Below are 18,349 nucleotides of genomic sequence, written 5' to 3' on the forward strand. Positions count from 1 at the left end.
CCGGTGCCGGGCGCGCCGGCATCGGACACAAGTCAGGGTGTCGAAGGGAGACCGGCGCGGGCGCTGCTCACGCGCAGGCGCCAGCCCATCAGGATCGCGGCGGCGGTCAGGCCCAGGATGAGGCCCAGCCACATGCCCTGCGGGCCCATGCCCAGGCCGAGCCCCAGCCCGGCGCCAAGCGGCATGCCCAGGCCCCAGTACGAGAACATGGCGATGAACATCGGCACGCGGGTGTCCTTCAGCCCGCGCAATGCGCCGGCCGAGAGCACCTGGATGCCATCCGGGAACTGGAACGCCGCCGCGTACAGCAACAGCGTCGAGGCCAGTGCGGCCACGCCCATGTCGGCCGTGTAGACGCCGACGATGGCGTCATGGCCAAACAGCAGCACCAGCGCGGACAACGTCTGCGTGCCGAGGATGATCACGAGCCCGGCGATCGCCGCGCGGCGCACGCCCAGCCCGTTGCCGCTGCCGACCGCATGGCCGACCCGTACCGTGGTGGCCTCGGCCACGCCCATCGGGATCATGAAGCACAGCTGCGCGACGTTGATGGCGATCTGGTGCGAGGCGGCTTCGGTGGCGCCGAGACGACCGATCAGCAGCGCGGTGACGATGAACAACCCACCTTCCATCAGCACGGTGATGCCGATCGGCAGGCCGGTCCGCAGCAGGTCCCAGATCGCCGACCAGCGCGGCGCTTCGAGATGCGAAAACAGCTGCAGGTGGGCGAAACGCTTGGTCTTCCACAGATAACCGGCAAAGCACAGCGCCTGCAGCCACATCATGATCGCCGAGGCCATGCCCAGGCCTTCGGCGCCCAGCTCGGGGAAGCCGAGCTTGCCGTAACACAGCACATAGCCCAGCGGCGCGAGCACCAGCAGGCCGCCAAAGCCGAGCAGCATCGTCGGCAGCGTCCAGTGCATGCCTTCGCTGAGGTAGCGCATGCAGAAGTACAGGGTCAGCGCCGGCCCGCCCCAGCGCACCGCGTGCAGGAACGCGGTTGCGCCCGGCACGATGTCCGGCGCGATGCCGAACGCGGGAAGCAGCGGCGGCACCACCGTGAGGAAGGTGAACATGATCAGGCCCAGGCCGAGCGCCAGCCACAGGGCCTGGCGGAACAGCGGGCCGATCTCGCGCTCGCGGCCGGCGCCATGCAGCTGCGACACCGAAGCGGTCAGCGAAATCAGCGTGCCGATCGGGATCAGCATCGGCAGCCACAGTAGCGCCGTACCGATGGTGACGGCGGCGAGCGTGTGGGTGCCGTGGTGACCGGCGATCACGTTGTCGACGAAGGAAATCAGGCCGGTGGAGACGTGGCCCAGAACCAGCGGCAGCGCGAGCAGACCGGTGGCGCGCACTTCCCGGGAGAGGCGCGGCGTGGAGGAAGCGGTAGACATGGGAGTCACAGACGGCAACTACGGTCGCGCGCGGAGGGCACAGGCACCGGGTTGCGGCCCGCCATCTTACGCGCGCGGCCGGGGAAAAGCCGCGCTTTCAGGTAAACGGGCCGAAGCCGTCAGTGGCCCACGTTCTCGCGCAGCCAGCTGTCCCGTGCGGCCGGCGCCACGCCAAGGAATTCGGCGCGCACGCGGTCGCGGTCCTGCGGTGGAGTGCGCTGGGCGACCAGGGTCAGCTGGGTGAGCTGGGAGGGCGTGAGCTGGCGCAGCACCGCCAGCGCGGTGGGGCGCTGCTCGGCCGGCAGATACCCGAACAGGCCCTGCAGCTTGGTGAACTCATGCCCGAGCTGTGGGCCAAGCAGCCAGCCGTCGCGGAAGCGCTGGTCCTGTTCGGCGAAGCGCTGGCGAAGCGCCTGCTGCTGGGCCGGCGGCAGGGCCGCCACGCGCGCCGCCGCGGCGCGGACACGGGCACGCTCGCTTTCGGTCATGGCCTGCCAGGCGGCATAGCGGCTGCGCAGCTCGCGCAGCTGGGCCGGATCCAGCGCCGCAGGCGTGGCCGGGATCGCCGGGGCGGTGGCACTGGCAGGCGCGGGCACCGCCAGCGGCACTTCGACCCGGTTGGGGGCGGCGATGGCCGCACTGGACAGCCCAAGGGCGATCAGCAGGAAGGCAGGCTTACTCATCGGCGGCAGCCGTCTCCAGGCCGGCGGTGGCGGGTTCGGGGCGGCTCGGCTGGGCCTGCGATTCGTCGACCGGGACCGGGCCGCCGGCGGCGAACCAGGCGTACAGATCGGCATCGCGGGCGGTCGGCAGATCCGGATCGGCCAGCATCGCCGCATCGCTGGCGGCGTACGGCGAGGCAGCCGGGGCCACGCTCGGCAGATCGTCAGCCGGGAGCGCTTCAACCTTCACCGGGCCCGCATCGGCAACCGCGCCTTCGGGGGTATCCATCACGGGGTCGCCAGCCTGGCGGGCGTGTTTCCACCAGGTGGCACCGCCCAGCAGCACGCCGACGGTCACGGCCACGATCAGCACGCCCTTCCATGGGAAACGGCGGCCGCGTTGGCGCCTGACCGGGCGGCGCTGGGCGGGGGCATCGGACTTGGCCGGGGTGCGCCAGGACGCTGCGTCCGATGGCTGGCTGGCCGGGGCGGCCACGGGTTGCTGCAGCCGCTGCAGACGGCTGGCGGGCAGATCCCGGATGCGCAGCTGGACCTGCTCGGCCAGGGCGCGCCAGCCAGCGGCATCGGGATTGCCATGGGCATCGCGCGGGCAGGCATCGGCCAGGGCGTGCTGGTAGTCGGCCATCGGCAGATCCAGGACCTGTGCGGCAGCGGCTTCATCCAGCCCACCGCCGATCCGCAGCACGAACGCCAGCCGTGCCGGCGGGGCCAGCCCGGCCAGATGCGCCAGCGGCGCCGGCCACTGGCCTGCGGCCGGGTCCCGCAACGGTGCGCGGTGCACCAGCAGCGACCAGAACCGCTCTGGCCACTGGGCCATGGGCAGGTCGCTGGCGATCCCGGCAAAGGCGCGCATGACCGCGACCAGGGCCTGCTCGGCCACGGTCGGGTCGCCGCACTGCAGCTCGGCCACGACCAGGGCCCGGCGTTCAACGCCACGAAGAAATGCCGACAGCGCGCCGGCTGCGGTAGAGGAAACAGGGGCGGGCGCAGCCGTCATAGCAACTCCATCATTGTGGGGAAATGATAGCGATTGCGTCACTGCTGCGGCGCGCAGATGTTCATTTCCTGTGAGCGGCCACGGTCTGCAAAGCGTTCTGGTGGAAAAGGTTGTGCACAGCACCACGAAAAACCGGGGTAGAACCGCAGGTGAGGCCCACGTCAAGTCTGTTTCAACTTTGTTTCACAGCTATCTTGTTGTTTTTATTGATCATTGTTTCTTGGCTATTTTTTGACCAACCTAAGGAGAACATCGGAAGTTCCTGACGCAAGGCGGTCACATACGCAATGGCACACAGACTTATCCACAGAAGATGTGGATAAGCCTGAATCTCCAATCAAGTCGGATATTTAGGTGGGATTTATGATTCGGCGCGCACCTGGTTGAGACGGTGAATGGGCGTGATCCGGGTCCACCTGCCCCGCTACACTGGCCCGATGACCTCCTCGTCTTCGACCCTGCGCGTCGCCCTGCCGGTGCCGCTGCCGCAACTGTTCGACTACGCCCCGCCGCCCGGGCCGGTCCCGGCCCCGGGAATGACCGGGCAACGGGTACGGGTGCCGTTCGGCTCCCGCGAGCTGGTGGGGGTGGTGGCCGGGATCGGCCAGGTGGAGGATCCCGGCAGCCTGCGCGCGGCGATCGAGTGGATCGACACCACGCCGCTGCTGACCGGCGAGCTGTGGCGCTCGCTGCAGTGGCTGGCGCGCTACACCCATGCGCCGCTGGGCGAGGTGATCAGCACGGGCCTGCCCGGCCCGCTGCGACGCGGTGAAGCAGTGCCGGACACCCATCAGTGGGGCTGGCAGCTCACCGACGCCGGGCACGACCCGCAGCCGAAGTTGCGCAACGGCACGCGCCCGCAGCGATTGGCCGAGTGCCTGGCCGAGGGTGTGGTGAACGAAGACCGCCTGGATACGTTGATGGACGACTGGCGCAGCGCCGCCCGCTCGCTGGCCAAGCGCGGGCTGGTTGAACGGATCGCGCTGGCCCATTCGCCGGCCGTGGCCTCGCCCGCGGGCGGCCCCGCGCCCAACGCCGAACAGGCCGACGCGATCGCCGCGATCACCGCCGCCGACGGCTTTGCCGCCTACCTGCTGGATGGCGTCACCGGCAGTGGCAAGACCGAGGTCTACCTGCAGGCGATCGTGGCGTGCCTTGCGCGTGGCAAGCAGGCGCTGGTGCTGGTGCCGGAGATCGGGCTGACCCCACAGACGCTGTCGCGCTTCCGCAACCGCCTGGGCATACCGGTGCATGTGCTGCACTCGGGCCTGAACGACAACGAGCGTGCCCGCGTGTGGGCGGCTGCCGCGCGGAATGAAGCGCAGGTCATCGTCGGCACGCGCTCGGCGGTGTTCACCCCGCTGCCGAATGCGGGCCTGATCGTGATCGACGAAGAGCACGACGGCAGCTACAAGCAACAGGACGGCATCCGCTACCACGCGCGGGATTTCGCGCTGGTGCGCGCCAAGGCACTGGACGTGGCGGTGGTGCTCGGCAGTGCCACGCCGTCGCTGGAATCGCTGCACAACGCGCATGCCGGCCGTTACACCCACCTGCGCCTGAAGCAGCGCGCCGGCGCCGCGCGCCCGCCGGTGGTGCGCGTGCTCGATGTGCGCAAACGACCGTTGCGCGATGGGCTCTCGCCGGAAGTACTGGCCGGCATCACCCAGCATCTGCAGGCCGGGCACCAGGTGCTGGTGTTCAAGAACCGCCGCGGCTATGCACCCGTACTGCTCTGCCATGACTGCGGTTGGACCGCGCCGTGCCAGCGCTGCGATGCGCCGATGACCGTGCACGCCGGCGGCCGCCGCCTGCAGTGCCATCACTGTGGCGCACGCCAGTCCGCGCCGCTGGCGTGCCCGGACTGCGGCAGCCTGGCGCTGCAGCCGCAGGGCATCGGTACCGAACGGCTGGAAGAACATCTGGTCGAAGCCTTCCCGGAGTTCCCGGTGATCCGCATCGACCGCGGCACCACCGGCAAGCGCGACGCGCTGGAGACCCAGTTGGCCTCGCTGGGCGATCGCGCGGGCATCCTGGTCGGCACCCAGATCCTGGCCAAGGGGCACGACCTGCCGAAGCTGACCCTGGTGGTCGTGGTCGGCATCGATGAAGGCCTGTTCTCGGCCGACTTCCGCGCCAGTGAAAAACTCGCGCAGCAGCTGATCCAGGTCGCCGGCCGCGCCGGGCGCGCGGTGGATGCGGGGGAGGTCTGGCTGCAGACCCACCACCCGGGGCATCCGTTGCTGGAGACACTGGTCAACGGCGGGTATCACGCCTTTGCCCATGCGGAACTGCAGCAGCGCGAGGCGGCCGGTTTTCCGCCCTTCGCGCATCTGGCACTGCTGCGTGCCGAAGCGCAGCAGGTGGAGCATGCCAACGCGATGCTCAGTGCCGTGCGCGCATTGATTCCCGACGATGCGGCGGTGGAACGCTATGGCCCGATGCCCGCGCCGATGCCGCGCCGCGCGGGCTACCAGCGCACCCAGCTGCTGCTGTCCTCACCCGCGCGACGCCCACTGCATGGCGTGCTGGACCAGGTGACGCCGCAGATCTCCGCGCTGCCGCAGGCTCGCAGGGTGCGCTGGTCGCTGGATGTGGATCCGATGGATCTGTACTAGGCCGGCATGTGCTGACCGTTTGTCGGCACGAGGTAGTGCCGGCCGCTGGCCGGCACCCCGATCAGGTCAACGCCGTCATGACCCCACGCTGGTACGCCGGCCGCTGCTTCAGCCGTTCGTACCAGGCGGCCAGATGCGGCAGGTCCGGCCGCTGGATCGGCATCTCGAACCAGGCATAGATGAAGGCGCCCAGCGGGATATCGCCCATCGCGAACTGCTCACCGGACAGATACGGCTGCCGCGACAAGGCCTCATCGGCCATGGCCAGCAACTCGCCCGAGCGCACCAGTGCGGCAGCGATGCGCGCCTCATCCCGATCAGCGGGCGCGGTCCGCAACGTGCCCCAGAACAGATCGCGGAACACGCCGGCGAAGGTCGAGGTGGTCCAGTCCATCCACTTCTCCGACTGCGCGCGCGCCACCACGTCCTCCGGGTACAGCGTGCCCAGCGCGTAGCGCGCGCAGAGATAGCGCACGATCGTGTTGGATTCCCACAGCGGCAGGCCCTGGTCCTCGATCACCGGCACCAGCCCGTTCGGATTCATCGCGCGGTACGCCGGCGACTGCGTGCCACCGAATGCACCGCCGACTTCGATCGACTCGTAGGGCGCACCGATCTCCTCGGCACACCACAGCACTTTGCGCACGTTGCTGGAATTGCGACGGCCCCAGATTTTCAGCATGATCGGACTCTCGTATCGGGCGATGCGCGGCACGGGGCGCGCGGTGCGGATACGATACGCCCAACGGCGGGCTGTTACTTCGTCGCCTTCGCCGCACTCTTCTTCGGCAGCGCGCGCACATACGTCGATTTGCCGTCCTTCTTCATCTCGAACAGGCCGGTCGCGGCCAGCAGATCGCTGAGTTTGCCGTACCCGTAATTGCGCGAATCGAAGGAGGCCTGGTTGCCGATCTGGCTGCCGACCGGGCCCAGGTGTGACCAGCCATCCTCGGCTTCGGCCGAGGTCACCGCGCGGCGCAGCATCTGCACCAGGCGAGTGTCGTTGCGCAGCTCCGGGCCGCTCTTGCGCGGGCGGGTTTCCTCGTTGTCCTGCTCCACTTCCTGATCGGCCGCATGCGGCTGACCCAGGGCTTCGATGTAGGTGAACTTAGAGCAGGCGTTGACGAACGGCTCGGGCGTTTTCTTTTCGCCGAAGCCGTACACCTTCACCCCGTCGGTCAGCAGGCGCATCACCAGCGGGGTGAAATCCGCGTCGCTGGAGACGATCGCAAAACCGTCCAGATTGCGGGCGTACAGCATGTCCATCGCGTCGATCACCATGGCCATGTCCGAGGCGTTCTTGCCGCGGCTGTAGGCGAACTGCTGGATCGGGCGGATCGCGTATTCGTGCAGCACCGATTCCCACCCTTTCAAGCGCGGACTCTTCCAGTTGCCGTAGGCGCGGCGGACATTGGCCACGCCATAGCGGGCGACTTCGGCCAGCACCGCATCGATCTTGGACGAGGGCGCGTTGTCGGCATCGATTAACAGGGCGATGCGCTTTTCCGGTTCGGACATCTCGGTCTCCTGGGCGGGATCGGATCGGCCATCGGGCAAGTGCGATGGCCCCTGAACCCAGTATCGGCCATCGACGTGAACATCGCGCTTCACGTGCGACCATGGGCCGCATCACGAGACGACCTGCGCCGCCCCCCGCCGGCGCCCGCCAAGGAGTGAAGCATGACCCGCGATCCCACGCCCCACCTGCTCATCATCGGTGGCGGTTTTGCCGGCCTCTGGGCCACCCGTGCCCTCGCCTCGGCGCACGTGCGCATCACCCTGGTGGACCGTCGCAACCACCATCTGTTCCAGCCGCTGCTCTACCAGGTGGCCACCGCCGGCCTGTCCGCGCCGGATATCGCCGCACCGCTGCGCCACATCCTCGGCGACCAGCGCAACGTTGAAGTGCGGCTGGGCGAAGTGACCGACATCGACAAGGCAGCGCGCACCGCGACGCTGGCCGATGGCACGCAGATTACGTACGACACCCTGATGCTGTGCACCGGCGCCACCCATGCGTATTTCGGCCACGACGAATGGGCCGCCGATGCGCCGGGCCTGAAGACGCTGGACGATGCCATCGCGCTGCGCCGCAAGCTGCTGCTCGCCTTCGAGCGTGCCGAGGCCGAACCCGATCCCGCGCGCAAAGCGGCGTGGCTGAGTTTCGCCGTGGTCGGTGGGGGCCCCACCGGCGTGGAACTGGCCGGCACCCTGGCCGAGATCGCGCGGCACACGCTGCGCAATGAGTTCCGCCATATCGATCCCGCCTCGGCCAAGGTCCGCCTGGTCGAAGCCGGCCCGCGCGTGCTGTCGACCTTCCCCGAGGTGCTCTCGCTCAAGGCACGGCGGCAGCTGGAAAAGCTGGGCGTGGAAGTGCTCACCGGCACCCCCGTCAGCGACATCACTGCCGAAGGCTTCCAGCTCGGCGAGCGCTTCGTCGAGGCCCGCACCGTGGTCTGGGCCGCCGGTGTCGCCGCCTCACCGCTGGCACGTACGTTGGACGTGCCACTGGACCGCGCCGGCCGCGTGCCGGTGCAGCCTGACCTCACCCTGGAGGGCCACCCGGAGATCTTCGTTGCCGGTGACCTGGCGGCACTGACCCAGGCCGACGGCAAGCCGGTGCCCGGCGTCGCGCCGGCGGCCAAGCAGATGGGCAAGCACGTGGCCACCACCGTCCAGGCACGCCTGGCCGGCAAGCCCGCGCCGGGTGCGTTCAAATACCAGGACTTCGGCAACCTGGCGACCATCGGCCGCATGGCGGCGATCGTCCACCTCGGCCGGCTGCAGCTCTCCGGCGTGCTGGCCTGGTGGTTCTGGCTGGCCGCGCACGTGTTCTTCCTGATCGGCTTCCGCAACCGCGTGGTGGTGCTGTTGAACTGGGCGGTGGCGTACTGGAGCTACCAGCGCAGCGCACGGATCATCTTCGGTGATGCACAGGACGATCGCCGGCCGAAACGACCGCCCACGCCCTGATCATCCCTGCGACAGACATCCCCAGCCATCCACCTGGCCGCTGTAGGAGACCGCCTCGCTGGCCAGCAGACCTTCGAAGCCGGCGATGTTCTGGTGGGTCGGCAGCATCAGCGGATGCACCACCACCTGCCAGGGGTAGTCGTCGTTGCCCTCGTAGGCGGCGAAGGACACCTTCTGGTCGTTCTTGAGCAGGTGCACGGCGAAGGCGATCGCCACATCCTGGGTCGGAAAGATCAGCGCGAAATCCACCTCGCGCGGAATCGACAGATCGTCGCCATCCTGCAGCATGTTCCAGAGCACATCGCCATTCTCATCTTCCGGGTACAACGACAGATCGCGGGACATGGCACTCCAGGGCTTGGGCAAGCGGATCAACGAACGAGGGTCGATGGTATGCCGCCAACGAAGGCCCGAACAACCCGCACGCGCGGCTACGAGGGATCGGGCAGCGCCATCCACGCCAGCTTGCGCTCGCGCGGTTGCCGCTTCAGCTGCCACTCGGCCTTCGACGCGGCTGCGCGGTCCGGGTAGGCGCGCATCGCCAGCACCTTCACCGGTGGGTTGGCCCGCGTGTATTTCGCCCCTTTGCCGGCGAGATGGGCCTGGAAGCGCGCGTCCACGTCGTTGCTGATACCGGCGTAATAGCTGCCGTTGCGGCATTCAAGCAGGTACAGGTACCAGAGGGCGGGTTCAGCGGGCATACCGGGATTATCCCCCGGCACGGGCCCGGCGGCTGCTAGAATCCGCCCCGGATGCAGGAGAGAGGCGCCGCGCTGGCGCCCGCCGAAGGCGCAGGCTCCCATAATCGCTCAGGCCGGTGGCTCGATACGCCACCAACCATGCATCCGACACGCCGATCTGGAGAGAGGTCTTCAATGACCCGCCGAAGGGGCACGTGGCCTTGGCCACCGAACTCTCAGGCAAAAGGACAGCGGGAGCGGCAACGGAATCCCACCCCCACGACAGTGCAGCGGCGCTGGCGTGATGCGTGTGCGTTTCCGTCCCCGCCTGACGTGCTTTCCGGAGCCACCCCCATGCTGCTCTCCCTGATCTACCTCATCGCCATCTCGGCCGAAGCCATGACCGGCGCGCTGTCGGCCGGCCGCCGCCGCATGGACCTGTTCGGCGTGGTCATCATCGCCTGCGTCACCGCGCTCGGCGGCGGCTCACTGCGCGACATCGTGCTCGGGCATTACCCGCTGGGCTGGGTGAAGCACCCGGAGTACCTGGGCTTCACCATCTGCGCGGCGCTGATCGCGACCTGGGTGGCGCGCTGGATGCACCACTTCCGGCGTACCTTCCTGGTGCTCGATGGCCTGGGCCTGATCGCGTTCACCCTGATCGGCTGCGCGGTCGCACGCGAGGGCGGGCACACCGTGCCGATCATCCTGATCGCCGGCATGCTGACCGGTGCGTTCGGTGGCGTGCTGCGCGATGTGCTGTGCAACGAGGTGCCGCTGATCTTCCAGAAAGAACTGTATGCCGTGATCACCCTGCTCACCGGCGCGGCCTACCTGACCCTGCTGGAACTCGGCGTGTCGCTCAACGCGGCCACGCTGTGGTGCCTGGGCGGCGGCTTCCTGTTCCGCCTGCTGGCGATCCACTTCAAATGGGAAATGCCGAAGTTCGTGTACCGCGACGAGGTGCATTGACGCACGCGCAGGCATGACCAAGGTCACGGGAGCTTGAGCGGCCTGGCCCTGTATCATGGCGCTCCCGTTCCAATCGAACGGCATCCAGCCACGCGGCGGTGTTCCACCCGCTGCCCCGCCAGACACCCTCTCCCCCGTTGACCTGCCGCACTCGGCCGGTCCCCATGGACGCACTGCTCCGGTGGAGGGTGCGCAGGATGCGTATGTCCGCTTCAACGCCCGCCTCGTCTCGCCGTCGTTTCGCCAAACCGCTGTTGATCGCTGCCGCCGTCGGCCTGGCCGCGATCGCCGCAGGGAAGCTGCTCTCGCCCGCGCCTGCCGCCAGCCCCGCCGGTGGCCCGCAGCCGACCCCGGTGCGCGTGGCCACTGCGACGCAGGAAGACCTGGTGGTGCGCCTGAAGGCGCTCGGCACGGTGACCCCGCTGCATACGGTGAGCCTGCGCAGCCGCGTGGATGGCGAACTGCTGCGGTTGGCATTCTCCGAGGGCCAGCACGTCACCGCCGGCGAGCTGCTGGCCGAGATCGATCCGCGCCCGTTCCAGGTGCAGCTGTCGCGTGCGCTGGGTACCCAGCAGCAGAACCTGGCCGAGCTGGACAATGCCGAAAGCCAACTCAAGCGCTTCGCCGAACTGCAGAGCAAGCACTTCGTCTCCGCGCAGGACCTCAGTGATCAGCAGAGCAAGGTGCGCCAGCTGCAGGGCCGTCGCCAGACCGACCAGGCGGCGGTGGATGAAGCACGCCTGCAGCTGCAGTACACCCGCATTACCGCGCCGGTGGCCGGACGCATGGGCCTGCGCAATGTGGATGTCGGCAACCTGGTGCGCAGTGGCGATACCGAACCGCTGGCCACGATCACCCAGACCACGCCGATCAGCGTGCTGTTCACCGTGCCCGAGCCGGACCTGCCGGCGGTGGTCGCCGCCGCCCGTGCCAATCCACAGCTCACCGTGGAAGCCTGGGACCGCGAGGAGCGCACCGCGCTGGGCGACGGCGTGCTCTCCAGCCTGGACAATCGCATCGATACCGCCACCGGCACGCTCAAACTGCGCGCGCAGTTCGCCAACGCGGATGAATCGTTGTTCCCCAACCAGTTCGTCAACGTGCGCCTGCAGGTCAGCAGCAGTGATGCGGTGGTGATTCCCAATGCCGCCGTGCAGTTCGGCAGCAAGGGCAGCTACGTCTACGTGATCGCGGCCGATGACACCTCGTCGCTGCGCACCGTGGTGCTCGGCCCGGCCGATGGCGAACGCGTCTCGGTGCGCGAAGGCCTCAAGGCGGGCGAGCGCGTGGTGGTGGAAGGCATCGACGGCCTGCGCGAAGGCGCCAAGGTCGAGGTGGTGGAGCAGGACCCGCCGCGGACCGGCGCATGAACCTCTCGCGCCCCTTCATCGAGCGCCCGGTCGCGACCACGCTGCTGATGGTGGCGCTGCTGCTGTCCGGCGTGATGGCCTACCGCCTGCTGCCGGTCGCGGCACTGCCGCAGGTCGATTACCCGATCATCCAGATCACCACGCTGTATCCCGGTGCCAGCCCGGATGTCACCACCAGCGCGGTCACTGCACCGCTGGAACGGCAGCTGGGGCAGATCCCCGGCCTGAAGCAGATGTCCTCGACCAGTTCGGGCGGCGCTTCGGTCATCACGCTGCAGTTCTCGCTGGAGGTCGCGCTCGGCGTGGCCGAGCAGGAAGTGCAGGCCGCGATCAACGCCGCCGACAGCTTCCTGCCCGATGACCTGCCGGTGCCGCCGGTGTACCGCAAGGTCAACCCGGCCGATACCCCGATCCTGACCCTGGCGGTGACCTCGCAGGGGCTGTCGCTGCCGCAGGTGCACGATCTGGTCGATACGCGCATGGCCCAGCGCCTCTCGCAGCTGCCCGGCGTCGGCCTGGTCAGCCTGGCCGGTGGGCAGCGCCCGGCGGTGCGCATCCAGGTCAATCCTTCGGCGCTGGCCGCCAACGGCCTGAGCATGGCCAGCATCCGCACCGCGATCGGCACGGCCAACGTCAACATGCCCAAGGGCAGCTTCGACGGGCCGACCCGCGCGATCATGCTCGATGCCAACGATCAGATGCGCTCGGTGGCCGAGTATCGCGCCCTGATCCTGGCCTGGAAGGACGGCGCACCGCTGCGCCTGGGCGACGTGGCCACCATCGAGGATGGCGCCGAGAACCGCCAGCTGGCCGCGTGGTCGGGCACCACCCCGGCGGTGCTGATCAACATCCAGCGTCAGGCCGGCGCGAACGTGATCGCCGTGGTCGACCAGGTGCGTGCGCTGCTGCCGCAGCTGCAGGCCTCGCTGCCGGCCGGGGTGGATGTGACCATCCTGAGCGATCGCACCGAATCGATCCGCGCGTCCATCCGCGGCGTGCAGCACGAGCTGCTCATCGCGATCGCGCTGGTGGTGATGGTCACCTTCGTGTTCCTGCGCAACATCCCGGCCACGATCATTCCCAGCATCGCGGTCCCGCTGTCGCTGGTGGGCACCTTCGGGGTGATGCTGCTGGCCGGCTTCTCGCTCAACAATCTCACCCTGATGGCGCTGACCATCGCCACCGGCTTCGTGGTGGACGATGCGATTGTCATGCTGGAGAACATCGCCCGCCACCTGGAGCGCGGTGCCACGCCGATGCAGGCAGCACTGAAGGGCGCCAGGCAGATCGGCTTCACCCTGATCTCGCTGACGCTGTCGTTGATCGCGGTGTTGATCCCGCTGCTGTTCATGGCCGATGTGGTCGGCAAGCTGTTCCACGAGTTTGCGATCACGCTCGCGGTGGCGATCGGCATCTCGCTGCTGGTCTCGCTGACGCTGACGCCGATGATGTGCGCGCGCCTGCTCAAGGCCGGTCATGCCACCCGCCGCGATGCGGATGGGCAGGAATCGGCGCAGCAGGGTGACCCGTTCGATCGCGTCGTGGCGGTCTACGATCGCCAGCTGCACTGGGTGCTGCAGCGCCAGCCGCTGATGCTGGCCGCCACCGTCGCCACCCTCGTACTGACGGCACTGCTGTACGTGTGGGTGCCCAAAGGCTTCTTCCCGGTGCAGGATGCCGGGCTGATCCAGGGCATCAGCGAGGCGCCACAGTCGATCTCCTTCCAGGCGATGGCGCAGCGCCAGCAGGCGTTGTCGGCGGCGTTGCTGGAGGATGAGGACGTGGCCAGCCTGTCCTCGTTCATCGGCGTGGACGGCAACAACGCCACGCTCAACAGCGGGCGCCTGCTGATCGAATTGAAACCGCACGCACAGCGCGCTGCCGATGCGCAGGCGATCATCGCGCGGCTGCAGCAGCGCGTGGCGCATGTCCCGGGCATCAGGCTGTACCTGCAGCCGGTGCAGGAGCTGGGCATCGAAGACCGGATCAGCCGGACCCAGTACCAGTTCACCCTGACCAGCCCGGATATCGCGCAGCTGGAGACGTGGACGCCGCGCCTGCTCGAGCATCTGCAGCAGGCACCGGCACTGGCCGACGTCGCCAGCGATCTGCAGAACCAAGGGCTGCAGGCACACGTGGTGATCGACCGGGTCGCCGCCGCGCGCCTGGGGATCAGCGTGGAGACCATCGCCGATGCGCTGTACGACGCGTTCGGGCAGCGCCAGATCTCGACCATCTTCACCCAGGCCAACCAGTACCGCGTGGTGCTGGAAGCGCGCCCGGACGTGGCCTTCGGCCCGGATGCGATCGCACGCCTGCACGTCACCGGTCCGGACGGACGGCAGGTGCCGCTGGGCGGCATCGCACGGATCGAACAGCGCCCCGCGCAGCTGCTGATCAACCATGTCGGCCAGTTCCCGGCGGTGACGTTCTCCTTCAACCTCACCCCGGAGGCATCGCTGGGCGAAGCGGTGGAGGCGATCGAAGGTGCACGCGCCGCGATCGGGCTGCCGGCCAGCGTCGAACTGCGCCTGCAGGGCGCGGCCGATGCGTTCCGCGCGTCGCTGTCGAGCACCTTGTGGCTGGTGCTGGCCGCGGTGGTGGTGATGTACCTGGTGCTGGGCGTGCTCTATGAGAGCTTCATCCATCCGATCACCATCCTCTCCACCCTGCCCTCGGCCACGGTGGGTGCGTTGCTGGCGTTGCTGGTCAGCGGGCGCAGCCTGGACCTGATCGCGGTGATCGGCATCGTGCTGCTGATCGGGCTGGTCAAGAAGAACGCGATCATGATGATCGACTTCGCGCTGGAGGCCGAGCGCGAGCACGGCATGGCGCCGCGCCAGGCGATCCACCAGGCCGCGCTGCTGCGCTTCCGGCCGATCCTGATGACCACGCTGGCCGCGCTGTTCGGCGCGATCCCGCTGATGTTCGCCAGTGGCTCGGGCGCGGAGCTGCGCCAGCCGCTGGGCCTGGTGATGGTCGGTGGGCTGATCGTCAGCCAGGTGCTGACCCTGTTCACCACGCCGGTGATCTACCTGTTCTTCGACCGCTTCCGCCAGCGCCCGGCGCCGGTGACCGACGGGGCTGACGAGGCGCTGGCGTGAGTCCGCTGTCGCGGGCGATCGGCTGGTTCGTCCGGCATCCCGTCGCCACCGTGCTGCTCGCGGTCGCGGTGGTGCTGGCCGGCCTGCTCGGGCTGCGCCTGCTGCCGGTCGCGCCGTTGCCGCAGGTCGACTACCCGGCCATCAACGTCAGTGCCAGCCTGCCGGGCGCGAGTCCGGAATCGATGGCGGCCAACGTCGCCACGCCGCTGGAGCGTGCCCTGGGCACCATCCCGGGATTGACCGGGATCGACTCGGCCAGCACCCAGGGCTCGACCCAGGTCGAGCTCAAGTTCGCGCTCGGCCGCAACGTGGACGATGCCGCGCGCGACGTGCAGGCGGCGATCAATGCCGCGCGCGCGCAGCTGCCCAGCGGCATGCCGGGCATGCCCCAGTACCGCAAGGTGAATCCCTCGCAGGCGCCGATCATGGCGCTGGCGCTGAGCTCGGACAGCCTCGCGCCGGGCCAGATCTACGACGTGGCCTCCACCGTGATCGCACAGAAGCTGGCGCAGATTCCCGGCGTCGGCGAGGTGCAGGTGGGCGGCAGCTCACTGCCCGCGGTGCGCGTCTCGCTGGATCCCAATGCACTCAACCATCACCGCATCGCGCTGGACGACATCGCCGCGGCGATCCGCAATGCCAACGCACTCAAGCCACTGGGCACCGTCGCCAGCCAGGCCCAGCAGTGGCAGCTGGAAGCGACGCTGCAGCTGCGCACCGCCGCCGAGTACCGCCGCCTGATCGTGGCGATGCGCGATGGCCGCCCGGTGTACCTGGAGGACGTGGCCGGGATCAGCGAAGGGGTTGAAGACCGCTACGCCAGCGGCTTCCACAACGAGCGCCCGGCGGTGCTGCTGATCGTCAGCCGCCAGCCGGATGCCAACATCATCGAGACCGTCGACGCCATCCAGGCACAGATGGACACGCTGCAGGCGCTGCTGCCGGCCAACATCGACATGCAGGTGGTGATGGACCGTTCGCCGGTGATCCGCGCCACCCTGCGCGAGGCCGAGCTGACGTTGCTGCTGGCGATCGCCCTGGTGGTGCTGGTGGTGCTGGCCTTCCTCGGCCACTGGCGCGCGGCGCTGGTGCCGACCGTTGCCATCCCGGTCTCGCTGCTGGGCGCGCTGGCGATCATCGCCCTGCTCGGGTTCTCGCTCAACACGCTCTCGCTGATGGCGCTGATCGTGGCCGCGGTGCTGGTGGTGGACGATGCCATCGTGGTGCTGGAGAACATCGCCCGCCATCGCGAAGAAGGCGCCTCACCGATGACCGCCGCGCTGCGGGGCGCGGGGGAAGTCGGTGCCACGCTGCTGTCGATGAACATCGCGCTGGCCGTGGTGTTCATCTCGATCCTGTTCCTGGATGACTTCGTCGAGAAGCTGTTCCGCGAGTTCTCGCTGACCCTGGTGGCGGCGATGGGTGTCTCGCTGCTGGTTTCGCTGAGCCTGACCCCGATGCTGTGCGCGCGCCTGCTCGGGCAGGCACGGCCCGGCCCCGGCAATGGCCTGCAGCGCGCCGGCACCGCGCTGTTCGAGCGTCTGCGCGGCGCCTATGTGGGCAGCCTGCAGACAATGCTGCGCTGGCTCGCGCTGCCGCTGCTGCTGTTCGCCGGTGTGATCGCACTGAACGTGTGGCTGTTCCAACAGGTGCCCAAGGGCATCGTGCCCAAGCAGGACACCGCGCAGCTACGTGGCTTCGCGCGCGGCGACGACGGCCTCTCGTTCCAGGTGATGCAGCCCAAGATCGAGGCCTACCGCAAGCTGCTGCTGGCCGACCCGGCGATCAGCGACATCATCGGGTACATCGGCGGCCGCAGCGGGGTCAACAACGCCTTCATCATGATCAAGATGAAGCCGCTGGCCGAGCGCAAGGTCTCCAGCCAGCAGGTGATCGACCGCCTGCGCGCCAACATGCCGAAGATTCCGGGCGGCGGCATGTTCCTGTGGGTGGACCAGGACATCAAGCTGGAAGGCAGCGGCGACAGCGGCCAGTACGAGTTCCAGCTGCTCTCCGGCGAGCTGGAACCGCTGCGGCAGTGGACGCCCAGGGTGGCCGATGCGCTGCGCGCCCTGCCCGAGCTGGTCGACGTGGAATCCAAGGGCGATGAAGGCATGCGGCAGGTGGTGCTCGACATCGACCGCGATGCCGCCGCCCGCCTGGGCGTGGACATGCGCATGATCGCTTCCGTGCTCAACAATGCCTTCAGCCAACGCCAGGTTGCCACGCTGTACGACACGCTCAACCAGTACCGCGTGGTGATGGAGCTGGACCCGCGCTACAACCAGGATCCTTCCACGCTGGAGCAGATCCATGTGATCGGCAAGGACGGCCAGCGCCTGCCGTTGTCGTCCATCGCGCGGTGGAAGTACGGCATGGCGCCGGACCGGATCTATCACAGCCAGCAGTTCGCCTCGGTCTGGATCGAGTTCGCGCTGGCGCCCGGCGTCACTCTGGACCAGGCGGTGAAAGCGGTGGACCAGGCCATGGCCAGGATCATGCTGCCCACCCATGTGCAGGCGCGGCTCAGCGGCGAGGCCGGTGGCTTCGAGAAACTGCGCGAGCGCCAGCTGTGGCTGATCCTCGGCGCGATGCTGGCGGTGTATCTGGTGCTGGGCGTGCTGTACGAAAGTTTCGTGCAGCCGCTGGCGATCCTCTCCACCCTGCCCTCGGCCGGCGTAGGCGCGTTGCTGGCGCTGATGGCCTTCGGCAACGAGCTGAACCTGATCTCGCTGCTCGGCCTGTTCCTGCTGGTGGGCGTGGTGATGAAGAACACCATCCTGATCATCGACTTCGCGCTGTCGGCCGAACGCGAGCGCGGCCTGTCGTCCTACGAGGCGATCTGCGAGGCGGCACGACTGCGGTTCCGCCCGATCCTGATGACCAGCGTGGCCGCGTTGCTGGGCACGTTGCCGCTGATGCTGGCCACCGGCGAAGGCTGGGAGATGCGCCAGCCGTTGGGCATTGCCATTGTCGGTGGCCTGCTGGTCAGCCAGTGGCTGACCCTGTACACCACGCCGGCGATCTATCTGGCGTTGGCGAAGCTGCGGCGCGCCGCGTGATCATCAACGGGCGCGCTATGCAACAGGCAACATCATCGTCCTGCCATCCATCGGCGACGCGATGAAGCCATGCTTGAGATAGAACGCTTTGGCAGTGTCGTCGAACGCATGACACAACAAGGCGCGCGCGCCGATGTGCCCGCAGACCTGCATCGTGCGTTGCACAGCGTCTTTCAGCAGTCCCGCGCCGACACCCTGGCCGACCCAGTCGGCATGGACGGCCAACCTGCACAGCACGATGACCGGAATGGGGTGCGGCATGTTCCGGCGAAGGCGACCGGGAACCAGCTGGTGCGAAACGCCGCCGGCAGCGAGCGCGTAATAGCCCACCACATTGTGTTGCGCATCACATACAACAAAACACCGCGATGCCCCCGATGCCTGGTTCTGGTGGGCACGCTCCATCAACCACGAGGTCAGCTCCGCCGCGCTGCATCGAAACTGCTCCAACCGATGCGCTTGAGCCAGCGCATGCGGCACAGACAACCGCAAC

14 protein-coding genes and 2 riboswitches are annotated in these 18,349 nt (G+C 68.3%); of the genes, 6 read left to right on the forward strand and 8 right to left on the reverse strand.

Translation table 11 applies throughout. The annotated features are described in order from the left end of the window. Positions 1–32: 32 nt before the first annotated feature. From NJD74_RS12585 to NJD74_RS12595, 3 genes are all read right to left on the reverse strand, one after another. A complete protein-coding gene (locus NJD74_RS12585; protein ID WP_019183573.1) occupies positions 33–1,397 on the reverse strand; it encodes an MATE family efflux transporter in 1,365 nt (454 codons plus the stop codon). 119 nt (positions 1,398–1,516) lie between these two features. Next, on the reverse strand, positions 1,517–2,080 hold the full coding sequence (locus NJD74_RS12590) for a DUF3106 domain-containing protein (RefSeq protein WP_070472118.1): 564 nt from the start codon (positions 2,078–2,080) through the stop codon (positions 1,517–1,519). Beyond that, a complete protein-coding gene (locus tag NJD74_RS12595) occupies positions 2,073–3,077 on the reverse strand; it encodes a hypothetical protein (protein ID WP_102788584.1) in 1,005 nt (334 codons plus the stop codon). Before NJD74_RS12595 ends, NJD74_RS12590 begins: the two co-directional genes overlap by 8 nt. 437 nt (positions 3,078–3,514) lie before the next feature. Between NJD74_RS12595 and NJD74_RS12600 the strand changes: the two genes are divergently transcribed. Beyond that, on the forward strand, positions 3,515–5,695 hold the full coding sequence (locus tag NJD74_RS12600; RefSeq protein ID WP_319624289.1) for a primosomal protein N': 2,181 nt from the start codon (positions 3,515–3,517) through the stop codon (positions 5,693–5,695). A 61-nt stretch (positions 5,696–5,756) separates the two neighbouring features. Here the strand turns inward: NJD74_RS12600 and NJD74_RS12605 are convergent, their stop codons facing one another. Together NJD74_RS12605 and NJD74_RS12610 are read right to left on the reverse strand one after the other, a co-directional pair. After that, positions 5,757–6,377, reverse strand: a complete 621-nt coding sequence (locus tag NJD74_RS12605; protein WP_070472123.1) for a glutathione S-transferase — start codon at positions 6,375–6,377, stop codon at positions 5,757–5,759. A gap of 74 nt (positions 6,378–6,451) precedes the next feature. After that, the gene (locus tag NJD74_RS12610; protein WP_102788585.1) at positions 6,452–7,213 is read right to left on the reverse strand and encodes an NYN domain-containing protein; all 762 of its coding nucleotides are present in this window, start codon (positions 7,211–7,213) and stop codon (positions 6,452–6,454) included. 162 nt (positions 7,214–7,375) lie between these two features. Between NJD74_RS12610 and NJD74_RS12615 the strand changes: the two genes are divergently transcribed. Then, positions 7,376–8,668 carry an NAD(P)/FAD-dependent oxidoreductase gene (locus NJD74_RS12615; protein ID WP_102788586.1) on the forward strand — a complete coding sequence of 431 codons (1,293 nt, stop codon included), beginning with the start codon at positions 7,376–7,378 and terminating at the stop codon, positions 8,666–8,668. On the opposite strand, the gene NJD74_RS12620 is transcribed toward NJD74_RS12615, so the two are convergent. Next, the gene (locus NJD74_RS12620; protein WP_070472132.1) at positions 8,669–9,013 is read right to left on the reverse strand and encodes a ribonuclease E inhibitor RraB; all 345 of its coding nucleotides are present in this window, start codon (positions 9,011–9,013) and stop codon (positions 8,669–8,671) included. It abuts the gene before it with no gap. 86 nt (positions 9,014–9,099) lie between these two features. Beyond that, positions 9,100–9,369: a GIY-YIG nuclease family protein gene (locus tag NJD74_RS12625; RefSeq protein ID WP_102788588.1), complete on the reverse strand. Its 270-nt coding sequence runs from the start codon at positions 9,367–9,369 to the stop codon at positions 9,100–9,102. A 44-nt stretch (positions 9,370–9,413) separates the two neighbouring features. Then, positions 9,414–9,496, forward strand: a riboswitch (glycine riboswitch). A 20-nt stretch (positions 9,497–9,516) separates the two neighbouring features. Next, positions 9,517–9,608: riboswitch (glycine riboswitch) on the forward strand. Positions 9,609–9,702: 94 nt separating this feature from the next. Here NJD74_RS12625 and NJD74_RS12630 point away from each other — a divergent pair. From NJD74_RS12630 to NJD74_RS12645, 4 genes are all read left to right on the forward strand, one after another. Further along, positions 9,703–10,320: a trimeric intracellular cation channel family protein gene (locus NJD74_RS12630; RefSeq protein WP_019183564.1), complete on the forward strand. Its 618-nt coding sequence runs from the start codon at positions 9,703–9,705 to the stop codon at positions 10,318–10,320. Positions 10,321–10,523: 203 nt separating this feature from the next. Continuing rightward, on the forward strand, positions 10,524–11,690 hold the full coding sequence (locus NJD74_RS12635) for an MdtA/MuxA family multidrug efflux RND transporter periplasmic adaptor subunit (protein WP_319624290.1): 1,167 nt from the start codon (positions 10,524–10,526) through the stop codon (positions 11,688–11,690). Continuing rightward, a complete protein-coding gene (locus NJD74_RS12640) occupies positions 11,687–14,794 on the forward strand; it encodes an MdtB/MuxB family multidrug efflux RND transporter permease subunit (protein ID WP_319624291.1) in 3,108 nt (1,035 codons plus the stop codon). Before NJD74_RS12635 ends, NJD74_RS12640 begins: the two co-directional genes overlap by 4 nt. Further along, complete coding sequence (locus NJD74_RS12645; protein WP_319624292.1) at positions 14,791–17,856, forward strand: efflux RND transporter permease subunit; 3,066 nt, start codon at positions 14,791–14,793, stop codon at positions 17,854–17,856. The genes NJD74_RS12640 and NJD74_RS12645 overlap by 4 nt, the downstream gene beginning before the upstream one ends. Positions 17,857–17,871: 15 nt before the next feature. On the opposite strand, the gene NJD74_RS12650 is transcribed toward NJD74_RS12645, so the two are convergent. After that, the gene (locus NJD74_RS12650) at positions 17,872–18,348 is read right to left on the reverse strand and encodes a GNAT family N-acetyltransferase (RefSeq protein WP_070472148.1); all 477 of its coding nucleotides are present in this window, start codon (positions 18,346–18,348) and stop codon (positions 17,872–17,874) included. Between the last annotated feature and the right edge of the window lies 1 nt (position 18,349).

The organism is Stenotrophomonas sp. RG-453 (genome assembly GCF_033843685.1).
Lineage (GTDB): Bacteria > Pseudomonadota > Gammaproteobacteria > Xanthomonadales > Xanthomonadaceae > Stenotrophomonas > Stenotrophomonas bentonitica_A.

Bases quoted from the DNA above. Each gene is read 5' to 3' on its own strand.
- NJD74_RS12640 (WP_319624291.1), top strand. From the start codon at position 11,687: ATGAACCTCTCGCGCCCCTTCATCGAGCGCCCGGTCGCGACCACGCTG.
- NJD74_RS12635 (WP_319624290.1), top strand. From the start codon at position 10,524: ATGTCCGCTTCAACGCCCGCCTCGTCTCGCCGTCGTTTCGCCAAACCG.
- NJD74_RS12630 (WP_019183564.1), top strand. From the start codon at position 9,703: ATGCTGCTCTCCCTGATCTACCTCATCGCCATCTCGGCCGAAGCCATG.
- NJD74_RS12585 (WP_019183573.1), bottom strand. From the start codon at position 1,397: ATGTCTACCGCTTCCTCCACGCCGCGCCTCTCCCGGGAAGTGCGCGCC.
- NJD74_RS12605 (WP_070472123.1), bottom strand. From the start codon at position 6,377: ATGCTGAAAATCTGGGGCCGTCGCAATTCCAGCAACGTGCGCAAAGTG.
- NJD74_RS12610 (WP_102788585.1), bottom strand. From the start codon at position 7,213: ATGTCCGAACCGGAAAAGCGCATCGCCCTGTTAATCGATGCCGACAAC.
- NJD74_RS12590 (WP_070472118.1), bottom strand. From the start codon at position 2,080: ATGAGTAAGCCTGCCTTCCTGCTGATCGCCCTTGGGCTGTCCAGTGCG.
- NJD74_RS12615 (WP_102788586.1), top strand. From the start codon at position 7,376: ATGACCCGCGATCCCACGCCCCACCTGCTCATCATCGGTGGCGGTTTT.
- NJD74_RS12600 (WP_319624289.1), top strand. From the start codon at position 3,515: ATGACCTCCTCGTCTTCGACCCTGCGCGTCGCCCTGCCGGTGCCGCTG.
- NJD74_RS12595 (WP_102788584.1), bottom strand. From the start codon at position 3,077: ATGACGGCTGCGCCCGCCCCTGTTTCCTCTACCGCAGCCGGCGCGCTG.
- NJD74_RS12620 (WP_070472132.1), bottom strand. From the start codon at position 9,013: ATGTCCCGCGATCTGTCGTTGTACCCGGAAGATGAGAATGGCGATGTG.
- NJD74_RS12625 (WP_102788588.1), bottom strand. From the start codon at position 9,369: ATGCCCGCTGAACCCGCCCTCTGGTACCTGTACCTGCTTGAATGCCGC.